At 65.1% G+C, this 12791-nt stretch carries 11 protein-coding genes; 3 read left to right on the forward strand and 8 right to left on the reverse strand.

All coding sequences use genetic code 11. The features are described from left to right. Positions 1-25 precede the first annotated feature (25 nt). On the forward strand, positions 26-898 hold the full coding sequence (locus VI340_RS07140; protein ID WP_336358084.1) for a dihydrodipicolinate synthase family protein: 873 nt from the start codon (positions 26-28) through the stop codon (positions 896-898). A 148-nt stretch (positions 899-1046) separates the two neighbouring features. Continuing rightward, positions 1047-1871, forward strand: coding sequence for an ArsR/SmtB family transcription factor (locus tag VI340_RS07145; protein WP_336330781.1), 825 nt, complete (start codon positions 1047-1049; stop codon positions 1869-1871). A gap of 23 nt (positions 1872-1894) precedes the next feature. On the opposite strand, the gene VI340_RS07150 is transcribed toward VI340_RS07145, so the two are convergent. Beyond that, a complete protein-coding gene (locus VI340_RS07150) occupies positions 1895-2509 on the reverse strand; it encodes a class I SAM-dependent methyltransferase (RefSeq protein ID WP_336330780.1) in 615 nt (204 codons plus the stop codon). Between the two features lie 274 nt (positions 2510-2783). Here VI340_RS07150 and VI340_RS07155 point away from each other — a divergent pair, with 274 nt between their 5' ends. Further along, entirely contained in the window at positions 2784-3536 is a 753-nt protein-coding gene (locus tag VI340_RS07155) for an MBL fold metallo-hydrolase (protein WP_336358085.1), read from the forward strand. On the opposite strand, the gene VI340_RS07160 is transcribed toward VI340_RS07155, so the two are convergent. The 7 genes from VI340_RS07160 to VI340_RS07190 all read right to left on the reverse strand — a co-directional run bounded on the left by VI340_RS07160 (position 3533) and on the right by VI340_RS07190 (position 12701). Next, positions 3533-4690 carry a sensor histidine kinase gene (locus VI340_RS07160; RefSeq protein ID WP_336358086.1) on the reverse strand — a complete coding sequence of 386 codons (1158 nt, stop codon included), beginning with the start codon at positions 4688-4690 and terminating at the stop codon, positions 3533-3535. The genes VI340_RS07155 and VI340_RS07160 overlap by 4 nt on opposite strands. A 119-nt stretch (positions 4691-4809) precedes the next feature. After that, positions 4810-5877 carry an mRNA surveillance protein pelota gene (locus VI340_RS07165; protein ID WP_004592649.1) on the reverse strand — a complete coding sequence of 356 codons (1068 nt, stop codon included), beginning with the start codon at positions 5875-5877 and terminating at the stop codon, positions 4810-4812. Between the two features lie 76 nt (positions 5878-5953). Continuing rightward, positions 5954-6652, reverse strand: a complete 699-nt coding sequence (locus tag VI340_RS07170) for a DUF4013 domain-containing protein (RefSeq protein WP_008309068.1) — start codon at positions 6650-6652, stop codon at positions 5954-5956. Positions 6653-6801: 149 nt separating this feature from the next. Then, positions 6802-7833, reverse strand: a complete 1032-nt coding sequence (locus VI340_RS07175) for an AIR synthase family protein (RefSeq protein ID WP_336358087.1) — start codon at positions 7831-7833, stop codon at positions 6802-6804. A gap of 42 nt (positions 7834-7875) precedes the next feature. Further along, positions 7876-10029, reverse strand: a complete 2154-nt coding sequence (rqcH, locus tag VI340_RS07180; RefSeq protein WP_336330776.1) for a ribosome rescue protein RqcH — start codon at positions 10027-10029, stop codon at positions 7876-7878. Between the two features lie 36 nt (positions 10030-10065). Then, positions 10066-11100, reverse strand: a complete 1035-nt coding sequence (locus tag VI340_RS07185) for an NAD(P)/FAD-dependent oxidoreductase (protein ID WP_336358088.1) — start codon at positions 11098-11100, stop codon at positions 10066-10068. 89 nt (positions 11101-11189) lie between these two features. Further along, positions 11190-12701 carry a hypothetical protein gene (locus VI340_RS07190; RefSeq protein ID WP_336358089.1) on the reverse strand — a complete coding sequence of 504 codons (1512 nt, stop codon included), beginning with the start codon at positions 12699-12701 and terminating at the stop codon, positions 11190-11192. Positions 12702-12791 lie beyond the last annotated feature (90 nt).

Raw genomic sequence — 12791 nt, forward strand, 5'->3', positions numbered from 1 at the left:
GCGACCGCCGCGTCTGGCCTGGGGCATGGCCGAGTCCTTCGACGTGCTGACGCCGCTGGTGACGCCGTTCGACGCCGACGGTGACCTCGATGTCGCCGGGCTGGAATCGCTGGTCCGGCACGTCGCCGCGGCCGGCGTCGACGGCATCGTTCCCTGCGGGACGACCGGGGAGTTCGAGACGCTGTCGCCACAGGAGTACCGAACTGTCGTCCGAACCGCGACGGAGACAGCCTCCAACGATTGCCGCGTCATCGTCGGGACGGCCGCGACCGACGTCGAGACGGTGCACGACCGAATGCAGTTCGCCGCCGAGCAGGGTGCGGACAGTACGCTCGTCGTTCCGCCGTACTACGGCGGCCAGGCCAGCGGGGCGGGCAACGAGGCGTTCTTCGAAGCAGTTCTGGCCGACGCACCGCTGCCAGTCTACCTTTACAACATCCCCGAGGCCGTCGGACAGGAGCTGTCCGTCGAGACGGTCGCCGCGCTCGCCGAATCGGACACCGTTGCGGGACTCAAGGACTCCTCGGGCGACCTGCCGTACGTCACCGCGGTCCTCAATCGAACGCCGGAGGACTTCACCGTCTATCAGGACCACGACGGCCTGTTCGTCCCGTCGCTCGTGCTGGGCGGCGACGGCGGCGTCAGCGCGCTCTCCCATCTACTGTCCAGCGAGCTAGAACGGGCGGGCACCGCCGTCGCCAACGGCGACGTGGCGGAAGCCAGAACGGTCCAGCGGGAGATCCTCTCACCACTCTCAGAAGTGTGTGCCGAGTTCGGCTTCGCACCCACCGTGAAGGCGCTGCTCGCCGACCGCGGCATCATCGCCCACGCGACGGTGCGGCCGCCCCGGGACTCGCTCTCTCCGGACGCAGTAGAGTCCGTAACCGGGATGCTGTAGTGGCAATCAGACCGCACTATACTGCATATCGAACGTCCCGCTGTCACCAGAAGGTGTGTCGTTCGCCTTCGATAGCGGGCTCTGAGACTCAAATGGGCCTGTGAGGTTCCACGAGATTCATTACGCTGGGCGGCAGTGAACGGAATATATGTCGTTGCTGCCCTCCCGCGGTCCCGACACGAGCACCTCACAGGACGGGGAGCTACAGGTCGTCGGGGTCGACGAAGACGTCTCAGATGTCCTCGATGCCCTCTCCTCGGAAACGGCCAGAGAAATCCTCAACACCGTCTACGACGATCCGGGAACACCCTCTGAACTGGCCGACCGGCTCGATATGTCAATCCAGAAGGTGTCCTATCACCTGGAGAAGCTGGAAGACGAGGAACTCATCACCGTCGCCGGGGTCCAGTACTCCGAGAAAGGCCAGGAGATGAAGGTGTACGAGCCCCCGGAGGACCCGCTTGTGTTGTTCGTCGGAACGCAGGAGCGCAAGCAGTCGCTCCGGTCGCTCGTCCGCCGCGTCCTGCCTGTCGTCGGTATCCTCACCGCCGCCAGCGTCATGCTGCAACTCCTGCTCGGGCAGTTCCCGATTCAGTTCGGAAGTTCGGGGGCCGGCGATTCGGGAGCCGCCGGTGACGGTGCCCAGGGCGGCGAGGACGCCGAGAGTCTCGAAGCGGCGAACGAGACGGCCGCGACGGCCGAACCCACGCCAGCCCCGACGGAGACAGACGACGGCGGGTTCCAGATAGCCGAGGCGACGGAGACGCCGGAAGCCACGCCGGCTCCGGAAAGCACTCCGGCTCCGGAAGCCGACACCCCGGTCGAGGCGATGACCGAGGAAGCGCGGCAACTGACGACCGACGCCGCGGCCAGTGGTGGCATCGACCTCGAACCCGGCGTGGCCTTCTTCCTCGGTGGGCTGCTGGTCCTGACACTGTACGTCTCGTTCTGGGCGTACAGGAACTACCGCTGAGCCGGTTTAGCGGGCCAGTCGATTCAGTTCGAATCGATCCGTTCGGCGACCAGCACGCCAGCCTGCTCGGTGACCATCTCGACGCCCGTCAGTGCGTAGCCGGCGTCGGTGAAGGCGTCGGCAAGGACGCCGACCGTTGCCGGGTCGTCGACCTCGGGGCTGTAAAACGGCGCGTCGGGGTCGTCGTCGCCGAACAGCATCACGTCCCCGAGGACGATACGTCGCGGCCCCAGGTCGGCGATGGTGTCGATTGCCTCGCGTTTCTCGTCGTCGCCGAGGTGGTGCATCGCGAAGTTCGACGTGACGATGTCCACCGGGCGGTCGACGTTCGGTGCGCGGAAGCGACCGTTGCCGAAGCTCACGTTCTCGACGCCTCGCTCGTCGGCCTTCTCCCGGGCTTTGTCTAACATTCCGTCGCTGATGTCGCGGCCGATAATCTCACGCGCGTCGGGCGCGAGCGCGAACGCAATCGCTCCGGTCCCCGTGCCGAGGTCGAGGACTACGTCGTCGCTTTCGGGGGCCGCGTGCTCGACAACGAAGTCGACACAGGCGCGATACGCCGCCGAATCCTGGTCCTCGTCGTAGGCGTCGGCGTGCTCGGAGAACCGCTCGGCGTGTTCGTCGAGTGATTTCTTCATAGTCGCATCTCGTCGTGCTCGCACAAGTGTCTCCCGCTCCGTTTCGCGGTTTTGTCGCGGCTCGGGTTCGCTTAAAACGCGTTTTGAGCCACAGGTGGGCTTTTGCTATCCCCGTCCAAAGCATGAACTGCGCCGTCGACGGGTGACCTGCCCCCGAGCCGCCCTGACCCCGTCCCCGCCGACGGCCACCGCCCTCACTCCGCTGACGCTCCCTGGTGGTTTTCCCCACCCCCAGACACCAACGCCTTTGTCCGTTCGCTCGCTGTCGTCCGGTATGCGTCTCACGTTTCTCGGCACCGGCAGCGCCATGCCCACCGGCTCTCGGATGCAGTCCGGCTATCTGCTGGAACACGACGGGAACCGACTGCTCGTCGACTGTGGCAGCGGCGTGTTACACTCGCTGGCCCGAACAGACGCGGGTTACGAGGGCGTCGACACCGTCTTGCTGACCCACCACCATCTGGACCACGTTTCCGACCTCGACGTGCTGATGAAGGCCCGCTGGCTGGCCGGCGAAACAGAGCTCACAATCGCGGGGCCACCGGGCACGAGCGACCTGGTTCGGGACCTGCTCGAAACACACGACTACATGCAGGACCGACTGGACCTGACGCTCAGAGATCTCGATAGCGCACCGTTCGAACTGGCTGGCTTCAGCGGCGACACCTGCAAGACGCGCCACTCGACGCAGTGTTTCGCCTACCGGCTCTCCGTCGATGACGGCCCGGCGATAACGCTCGGCGCGGACTCCGAGGCGTTCACCGACCTCGTCGAATTCGCCGACGGCTCGGCAGTGCTCGTCCACGACTGCTCGTTCCCGGACGACGTGGACGTGTCGAACCACCCGACGCCGACGAGGCTCGGCGAGACGCTTCGTGATGCCGACGCCGAGGTCGGACGTGTGTATCTCACCCACCTGTATCCACACACGGAGGGACGACACGAGGAGATGCTGGCGTCGATAGCGGACAGCTACGACGGCGACGTGCAGTTCGCCGAGGACGGTCTGACGATAACAGTCAGCTAGACGCGTTCGAGCGTGACGCGGAACTCGGCCCCGCCCGCGTCGCTTTCGGCCACGCTGACCCTGCCACCGTAGGACTCGGTCAGCGCCCGGACGAACCCGAGACCGAAGCCGGTCCCGGGACTCTCCTGTCCTTTCACGCCCATCTCGAAGATATTCTCGCGCAGGTCTGGCGAGACACCCGACCCATCGTCGGCGAAACAGACGGTAACCTCATCAGGGGTGACCTCCGCCGGTGCCACTCGCATATGGACCTCGTCCTCGTTGTGGACCGCCGCGTTGGACATGATGTTCGTGAACACCGAGTCGAGCAGGTCGCCGCCGTACACCTGATACTCGAACGCTGACGGCTCGAAATCGATAGTCAGTGACCCGTAGTTGGCTCTGACATCCCGGACTGTGTCCCCGAGGACCGTCGCGAGGTCCTGTGGCTCCGGGTTGTCCTGTGCTTCGAGCGTCGAAACGAGATCGCCGACGCGGTGGATGAGGTCGGCGGCGCTCTCGGCCGCACGCTGTATCTTGCCGGCGTACTCCTCGGTCTGGCCGTCGACCTGTCCCGCGACGACATCGGCGAACCCGGCGATGACCTGAAGGTCGTTGCCCAGGTCGTGGCGGAGAAGCCGGTCGTACATCTCGATCATCTCCTTTCGCCGTTCCAGGTCCCGGTGTGCCCGTTCTAGCCGTTCGCGGGAACGGATGTTGGAGATGGCCGTCGCGGCGTGGGTCGCCAGAATTTCCATCGGCCTGACGTACTCGTCCCCGAACTCCTCGACAGTTTGGGACCGAGTGACCAACACCGCTGTCACCTCGTCACCCATTCGGGCCGGGACAGCCAGCGCACCCGTCACGTCCGAGTCGGCCGTGACAGCGGCGTCAGTGCCCTGTTCAACGACCGTCTCGCCAGCCTCCTGCGCCCGTCGAGCCAGGTCACTGGGTGACTCGCCCTGAACGAGATTCGGGTTCGTGCTGTGGACGACCCGGAGGTCGTCGTCACGAACCTCGACGAACGTAGAGTAGGAGAACTCGAACAGCAGCGACATCGCTTCGAGCGTGAGGGAAACGACCTCGTCGACGGACTCACACCGATTGAGCGCCTGCCCGTACTTGTTCAGGTCGGCGACCTGTCTGGCAAAGTCCTGTTGTTCTTCGAACGACATATCACCCACTCCTCGCAGACATTGGAACGACGTAGCAATAGTGAGCGGGGCAAAAAACGGTTTCGGGAGTTTCACCGAGAGAGTGACTGGTAGCAGACATATACCGCAAATCCGCGGTCTCAATCGAGTCGGTACCGAAGTAGCGCGGCGATGCCACCGAGGTTCGAGAGCTGCTGGCCGGGCGCGAACTCCGCGGAGAAGACGGTCACGTCGCCCCCCTTCTGCTCTGTCGTCTCGATGATCTGGTCGACGTCGATGTCCCAGTCGCCCTCGCCGGCCCGCTCCAGTCGGAGCCGCTCGTCGAGCACGAGCAGCGTCTCGATAGCGCCGTAATCGGCCGCCTTGGCGACTTCCTCCGGGCCGTACGCCACTTCCGAGCCGGAGCCGATGCGCTCCATCAGTTCGTCGATGTAGTCGGCTTCCTCGGCGATGCGGGTCTGCTGTTGCACGTCCTCGACAGCGCCGCGTTTGAGCACTTCGTGGACGCCTCGGTCGCCGACAGCAGACGTGTCTACGACGGTAATCTGCTCGGCGACGTCCGGAATCTCGTCCTGGAAGTGGTCGAGCGCGTCCTGCTTAGTGAAACCGGGGCCGGCGAGGATGTAGGCGTCCACGTCCTGGCGTTTGAGCACTGACGCCAGTTCGTCGAACAGTTCCTTCCGCGGGCGGGCGTACTCCCCTTTGCCAGTCGTCGAGGTGATGGTCGCCCGCTCCTCGGTACCGTACTGGGCGACGGTGTGGACGTGGGCCTCACCCTCCTCGACGGTCGCGATTGCCACGTCGGGGTTCTCCGTCGCTTCGACGGCTTCCTCAAGGCGGTCGGCCTGGTCGGGCTTGAGGTGTTTCTCGACGGTGAGTTCGGTGTGTTCCTCGACGTTGAGCGTGTGGTGAAAGCCCAGCTGGTCCTCGCGGGAGCAGTCGACGATTTCGCCGCCGACCCGGAGGCGGTTGGCGAACTTCGCGAACTCCACGTCGGTGACTTCGATCTGAATCCACATCGGCTCGCGCTCGCCGCCCTTGTCCCGGAGGTTGTCGTCGTTGCGCTGGATGCGCCGCGTCGTGTCGCCGGAGACGAGGTCCCCCGGCTCGATGACGTACGAGAGATGCCAGAGGTCGTCCAGCGTCTCGGGGACCACCTCGATGCGCTCTGCCCCTTCGGCGGTGGTCTCCTGACTCTGTATTTGCATACTGAAGCGTCCGCTTCAGGGACACAAGTGTTCTGCCATTCGATTCGCTGGGACAGGAAACCCGTGACCGAACTAATCAGGCGACCGAGCCTGCAGCGGGCGTCGCGGGTTCAGAGGCGATATCCGGCATCTCCCTGACAGCGGTCCCGATAGCGTAGGCCCCGGCCACGTACGCGTAGAACACTACGAAGGGGGTCAGGACGGAACCGACGACGGTGGCGCTCAGGACGCTGACGACGACGCCGGCGAGGAGGCTGATACCGAACGCGACGACCCAGCCAGTAGCGTAGGTGCGGCTGAACAGGAGCGGGCGGAGGTCACTCGGCGAGAACGCCGCGGCGACGCTGTCGGTCCGAACGTAGGCGACGACGGCGGCCGGAACAATGTACACTGCGGCCAGGGAAATCGCGAGCATTCCGAGCGCGGCGACTGTGAGGAGCAATCCCGTGATTACGCCACTGAAGACGGTCTCGCTGGGTCCGAAGGTGGCAACAGTGAGAAACAGTGCTGTCCCTGTGATCACCGTCGGGACCAGCGAGTAAACGAATCCGATAGCGAACGCCTTCAGCCCGTCTATGCCCAGGTCGCCCCATTCGTCGAACTCCGGCGGCGTCGTCTCCCCGTTCATCACGGCCCGGAGTGACCGGACGACGTACCCGAACACGAAGAACAGCGGAACGACGAGGAAACTCAGGAACAGCAACGCACCCCCGATAGCGATGGTTTTCACTGCGCTGTCGCCGTCCCGCGGATACGATATGGCTTCTTGGAACATGATGAGTCTCCGTGACAGTAGCCTGGCTGGCGTGGTCGCTGCCACGTCAGTCACGACGATATGTCACATTGAAGTATAATACGCCTTACAAGCATATATAGCAGTAGGTGTGACGTGCTGTCAGTTCGCGTCGGGAGGGGCTCCGTGTCTCACCGCTGGTCTGTGTCGCCCTCGGCAGCCGCCTGCAGGCGCCCAAAGGCATCCCACGACGGGTCCGCCCCGGGGTGGGATTGTCGGGTGCCGTCGACGTACAGCCCCGAGCCGTCGGTCACCTCGCCGACGACGGCGGCCGGCGTCCCACGGTCACGGAGCGCGGTGACGACGCTATCGGCGTCCGCAGGATCGACGGCAGCCAGAAGCGTCCCGCAACTGCTGACGTGCCAGGGGTCGATGTCGAGCGCGTCACAGAGCGCGCCGACGCCTTCGGCGACCGGCATCACCTCGCTATCCACGTCGAATCGTGCCGACGCACCGTCGGCCATTTCGATGAACGCGCCGGTGATGCCGCCCTCGGTGGCGTCGTGCATCGCCGTCACGTTGCCGGCGTTCGCCGCGGCCATCGCGTCCTCGACGAGCGCGGTGTCGGCCAGTCGCTCCTGTGCGATAGCGGTTCGGTCGGGCGACAGCCCGACCTGCTCCGGAAAGAGGGTCGCGAACAGACCCGTGACTTCGGCCCCGGGGCCGGTACCGACGACCAGTTTGTCGCCCGGCCGAGCGCCGTCCGGCCGGACGATGTCGTCGTGGGACCCGACGCCGAGCACCGTCGCACCACCGACCCAGGAGTAGTCGACGCCGGCGTAGCGAGCGGTGTGGCCGGTGACGACGCTCACGCCGACTTCCTCGGCCCGCCCCGCAAAGCCGTGCCACATCGCCGCCAACTCGTCGTCGCTCATCTCTGGCGGGAGGGTGAACGTCACGGAGAGGTGTGACGGCGGGATACCGGAAACGGCGACGTCGGCCAGGACCACGTCGAGCGCGAACCGGCCGGCCCGCTCGAAGCCGAGGTCGGGCAGCACCGACAGCGGGTCGGTGGCTGTGACCAGCGCCTCCCCGTCAACGTCGATGACCCCGAAGTCGACGCCGTGTGTCGGCCCGAGGACCACGTCCTCGCGGTCTGCCCCCAGTTCGGGGTAGATGACACCATCGAACACTTCACGGTCGATTTTCCCGAGGTCACTCATGCGGACAGCCCCCTCCAGCGTAGCGTTTCTCTCCCGGCATCGTCACTCCTCAGTCATTCGGCTGCCGCCGGGCGGCAGGAACTCCTGTATCTGGTCCGGGCTGGCGACCTTGCGGACGAACGTCTCGTCGGCGAAGCGGTCCTTGAACTCCCGGTACAGCCGCTTGGCGATGTCGTTCTGGGCGTACTGGCCCGGTTCGACGGTGATGCTCGTCGCGGCCTGGCCCTCGATGGCCGCCGGTGGGCCGCCGATGACCCGCGTCTCGTCGTCACAGGTGATGCCGACGGCGATGCCGGCCGGCGTGGACTCGAAGTACGTCCGGTCGCCGCGGATGGCGAAGCCGCCCTTCTCCAGATATTCGCCGCTTTCCGGCGTCTTCGACACCTGGTCGGGGTCGACCATGTACACGTCGCCGGCGAACTTCCCGTCTTTCCAGACAGAGGAGTACGAGACAGCGAACTGTGCGGCCTGGTCCAGTGAAGACTGTGGGAAGTCCACCTCTTTGGACGGCTCGCTGGGACCGGTGGCTTTGAGGACCGTGACCGGGCCGCCGTGGGCCTGCGCGTGGAAGAACTTGTCACCGCCCTCCAGATACTTCTGGACGAGTTCCTCGTTGTCGTCGGCGTCCCGTCCGCCGATGACGAGGAAGCCGTCCGAGGTGTGGAACCAGCGGAACTGCTCGTACCAGTGCTCGGTCGAACGGGTGGGAATGGACTGCATCGAGAGCCAGTCGGTCGGTTCGTCCTCGCCCTCGTCCTCGTCGGCGTCGCCTTCGCCGTCGTCGGCCTCCCACTCGTCGCGGCGCTCCTTGACCGCTTCGAGGTCCTCGCGGGTGTTCTCGATGGCGGCGAGCGCGCCCTCCTTTTTCTCCTCGATGCGCTTGGCCTCCTTGTACAGCTCGTCGGCGTTCTTCTCGACGCCGGTGAAGGCGTCGACCGTGACGCGCGTGCCGTCGATGTCAAGGGTCACCGTCCCCTCGCTTCCGTCCAGTGAGACGACCGCTTCGGCGGCTGCGATGCCGCGGTCAGCTCCCTCGTTGAACTTCGCCTCGATGTCGTCCCAGGACACGTCGTCCGCGCGGGCGGCCTGAACCGTCGAAAGCACGTCGTCGACGAGGTCGTAGTTCGCGTACAGCAGTTCGGCCTTCTCCCGTTCGACCTCGGCGTCGGCCTCGAAGTCCTCGATGGCCTGTTCCTGCTGCTGGATGATGCGCCGCTGTTTCTCGATTTCGGCCTCAAAATCCGGGCGCTGGGTCTCGCCGCCCTCGACTTCCTCCTCCCGCTGGAAATTGAAGAAGTAGTCGTCCAGCGCGGGGTTGAACTCCGTGAAAGACTCGCTGTAGAGTTCTTCATACTCTTCCAGCGGGATCGGTGTCACATCGACGCGTCGGCGGTCCGGTTCGTCGTCGGGGTCTGCACTGCCCGCGCCATCACCGTCATCGAGCGCCTCGTAGTACACCCGTGGGTCCACGTCCCCCTCACGTAGGCGCGTCCCCATCTGGTCGATGAGCTCGTACAGCCGCTCGAAATCAGACTCGTCGAGTTCGTCGACGGCGACGTTGTAATCGATGCCGGCGCGGGTACACAGCTCCTCGCCGTAGAGGCCGCCGAAGTTCAGTTGCGTCGCCAGCGTCCGGACGAGGTCGGCATCGGATTCCTTGATTCGAGCGACGAACCCGTCGTAATCGACGGTCATCGGATTGAACCGCGCCGAGGGGAACTCGTAGGGCGTCCCCGGCGCGACGGTGCGTGATTTGAGCCTGACCGTCTCCAGACAGTCGATGACCTCGCCGTGTTCGTCCAGCACGGCGACGTTGCCGTCGCCGAACAGCTCCGCGACGATTGTGGTCGAGGCGTCCTCGCGGTCGAACTCCAGTTCGATGATGCGGTCGAACTCGAACTGCTCGACGCGGACGAGGTCGGCCCCCGACAGCCGGTTCCGGAGCATCATCGCGAAGTCCGGCGGGCGGCCCGGTGCGTCGGGGACGTGTGCCGGATCGGCGGCGTGGGCGCGCTTGACGTCGCCGACCTCGATGAGGAACTCGACGCGGCCGCGGTCGAAGTCCCGGAGCTTCAGTCTGACGAGGTCGTCCTCGGGGTAGAGGTACGCCTTGTCGAGCTTCGCGCCCTCGTAGCCGGCGAGTTCGCCCTCCAGGGCGGCGAGGTCGACGCTCGTCAGTTCCCGCTTGTGGTCCATGTCGGTGGCTGTCGGCGGGCACCCAAAGGCGTTCCGTTAGCCGCCGTCGGCGATTGCCTCGCCCGTCTCCAGTCCGCTCCGGAGTGCCGCGTGGAGCCGCCCCTCGCCGGCCACCCAGTCGCCGGCGAAGTGCAGGTCGTGCTCGGCCGCACACGCCAGCAGGTCGTGGTCGACCTCGCCCTCGGGCTGGGAGTAGCGCCAGTGCTGATGGTCGGTCCAGTCCGGGTCGGCCAAGCGGTCGTCGTCCAGCAGTCGAGCCGTCCGCGTCGCGATGTCGTCGACGAGCGTGTCCGGGTGTTCGTCGTAGTTCGCAATCGACCACGGCTCGTTCATCTGGACCAGCAGCAGGGAGTCGCTGTCGGGGACGTGGCCGTCCTTGCACTCCTCGCGGCCGATCCAGCCGATGTCGTGGTCCTTGTCGCTGTTGACCGCGGCGTACCACGGCACGTCGAGTTCGAAGGGGTAGTGCAACACTCCGGCGATGACCGTTCGATAGGGGACTGAAGCGATCTCCTGCCGAAGCTCCCGGCAGTCGTCGTGGTCCCACCGCGACTGCCCCAGCAGGTCAGCCGTCTGCGGGGCCGGCGGTGTCAGCAGCGCGGCGTCGAAGTGCCCCAGATCCGCTCCGTCGTCGTCCTCGAGCCGCCAGCCGTCGCGCTGGCGCTCCAGGCGCTCGACCCGGACGCCGTTCTCTACCTCGGCGTCGGTCTCGCCGAACAGCCGCTTTGCGAGCTGTGTGATGCCTGCCTCGTACGTCCATTTGTGTTCGTCAGCGTCCCGTCCGGCGTTGATTTCCCCGGTCCTGTCGAACGCGTACACCGGTTCCTCGATATCGACGAGTCCCTCGGTCGGGAGCGACTCCGTGACCAGTTCCGTCACGCGGCCGTCGTCCGCCTTGAGATAGTTCGCCCCGTACTCGTACGTGCAGTCGCCGTGCCGCCGGGTCGCAGCGCGCCCGCAGACGCCGCGGCTCTTCTCGAACACTGTTACGTCGACGTCCGCATCACGGAGTGCGTACGTTGCCGCCGCGCCGGCACCACCGGCACCAACGACTGCGAGGTTACGAGCCATACTGACCAGTCGGGCGGTACGAGTAAAAATCCACCACACAAGCAGTTCGGACCGCCCGCCAGTGGTCCGATTCAATGGTCCCGCTGCCGTCAGAAGCCCCGACGCGTCCAGCCGACGACGGCGAGTATCGCGACACCGACGCCCGCTTGTGGGAGAGTGAACCCGGGGCCCTGTGCCGCGGTCGTTGCCCTGTCGTCGCTGTCAGTGGCCGGAACGGATTGGTTTTCGACTGTGAGCGGACCCGCCGTCTCGCCGTTGACCCGGACGGTTCCGTTGACCGCCTCGAACTCTGTCTCGACGACCGTCTCTTCCTCGGGATCGAGCGCCACTTCGTCCGTCGTCACCGGTTCGCCGTCGACCGTCACCGTCAGTGTCTCGTTGACTGGCCGCGGACGGGCGTTCTTTACTGTCGTTCGCACGGTCGTATTGAACCCGGCCCGAACCCAGTCAGCCGACAGTGAGGCCTCCCTGATCCGCAAATCGGCGTTCCCCTGTCCTTCGGGAATGGGTTCCCCATCGGTACCCACTTCGGTCCCGAATCCGGCGGTTTCGTTCCCGTCGCCGGCCGTGTTGCCAGCGGGCGCGCCCCCGCCTGCTGTTCCGTTCCGCGCGGTTGCGTTCGCCCCATCGGTCGCCGTCCCGTTGTTATCGCCATCCGTCCCCGTGATCTCGTCATAGATTCCACCGTCAGACCGGGAGTCATCGTCGTTGTCCGAGCCGTCAGAGTCCTCGGAGCCGCTATTGTCGGAGTCGCCTGAGTCGTTCGAACCGTCTCCACTGGAGTCGGTATCGTCGTCGGAGTTGCCACCTGAGTCGTCAGTGTCGGCAGCGCCGACATCGCTATCCGCCTCAGTTTCCTCCTGTGTACCGTTCTCAGTTCTTTCACTGTCCGTCGGTGCCTCGGTCTCCTCACGGTCAGTGGGTTCCTCGGTCTCTTCACTGTCCGTTGGTTTCTCAGTCTCTCCACCGTCCGTCGGTTCTTCGGTCTCCTCACTGTCCGTTGGTTCTTCAGTCTCTTCACCGTCTGTCGGTTCTTCAGTCTCCTCACGGTCGGTGGGTTCCTCGGTCTCTTCAGCGTCTGTCGGTTCTTCAGTCTCCTCACGGTCGGTGGGTTCCTCGGTCTCCTCACTGTCAGTCGGTTCTTCAGTCTGGGTCTGTGTCTCGGCCTGTTCTCTATCTGTGGGGTCCTCGGTTTGCGTCGGCTCTTCCGTTTCTTCGTTTTCGGTCGATTCCTCCGTTTCCTCGCTCTCAGTCGGTGTCTCCGGGCTCTCCGTGGGTTCCTCCGTCTGGTCGCTCTCAGTCGGGTCTTCGGTTTCTTCGGAGTCTGTCTGCGGCTGTTCCGTCGGCGTCTGTTGGGCCTCCGCAGTCTGCTCGCCGTCGGTCGGTGTGTCCGTCTCGTTCGCCTGAAAGAGTAGTCTCTCAGAGTCGGATTCGATAATAGATTCGACGGCGGCTCCGGGTGTGCTCACTGCGGCGTCCGATACACCGTTCTGGGGGCCGGCGCCGGAGGCACCCACGCTGCCGACAGCGAATACGGACGCGAGCGCAGCGGTGCCGAACACGATAGTGACAGCAGCAAAGAGTTTTTTGACCTCGCTCATACAGGGAGGTACGCGAGTAAAGGATTAGTTACCCAGCAGCCAAACCATCGGTAAGGTCGACCTTCATACACAGAACCGGTAGTGAGGCCG

It is taken from the genome of Haloarcula sp. CGMCC 1.6347 (genome assembly GCF_037078395.1).
Taxonomy (GTDB): domain Archaea; phylum Halobacteriota; class Halobacteria; order Halobacteriales; family Haloarculaceae; genus Haloarcula; species Haloarcula amylolytica.

Excerpts from the sequence above, each read along its gene's own strand:
- VI340_RS07170 (WP_008309068.1), bottom strand. The coding sequence starts at position 6,652 with ATGTTCCAAGAAGCCATATCGTATCCGCGGGACGGCGACAGCGCAGTG.
- rqcH (WP_336330776.1), bottom strand. The coding sequence starts at position 10,029 with ATGGACCACAAGCGGGAACTGACGAGCGTCGACCTCGCCGCCCTGGAG.
- VI340_RS07175 (WP_336358087.1), bottom strand. The coding sequence starts at position 7,833 with ATGAGTGACCTCGGGAAAATCGACCGTGAAGTGTTCGATGGTGTCATC.
- VI340_RS07190 (WP_336358089.1), bottom strand. The coding sequence starts at position 12,701 with ATGAGCGAGGTCAAAAAACTCTTTGCTGCTGTCACTATCGTGTTCGGC.
- VI340_RS07150 (WP_336330780.1), bottom strand. The coding sequence starts at position 2,509 with ATGAAGAAATCACTCGACGAACACGCCGAGCGGTTCTCCGAGCACGCC.
- VI340_RS07165 (WP_004592649.1), bottom strand. The coding sequence starts at position 5,877 with ATGCAAATACAGAGTCAGGAGACCACCGCCGAAGGGGCAGAGCGCATC.
- VI340_RS07145 (WP_336330781.1), top strand. The coding sequence starts at position 1,047 with ATGTCGTTGCTGCCCTCCCGCGGTCCCGACACGAGCACCTCACAGGAC.
- VI340_RS07155 (WP_336358085.1), top strand. The coding sequence starts at position 2,784 with ATGCGTCTCACGTTTCTCGGCACCGGCAGCGCCATGCCCACCGGCTCT.
- VI340_RS07185 (WP_336358088.1), bottom strand. The coding sequence starts at position 11,100 with ATGGCTCGTAACCTCGCAGTCGTTGGTGCCGGTGGTGCCGGCGCGGCG.
- VI340_RS07160 (WP_336358086.1), bottom strand. The coding sequence starts at position 4,690 with ATGTCGTTCGAAGAACAACAGGACTTTGCCAGACAGGTCGCCGACCTG.
- VI340_RS07140 (WP_336358084.1), top strand. The coding sequence starts at position 26 with ATGGCCGAGTCCTTCGACGTGCTGACGCCGCTGGTGACGCCGTTCGAC.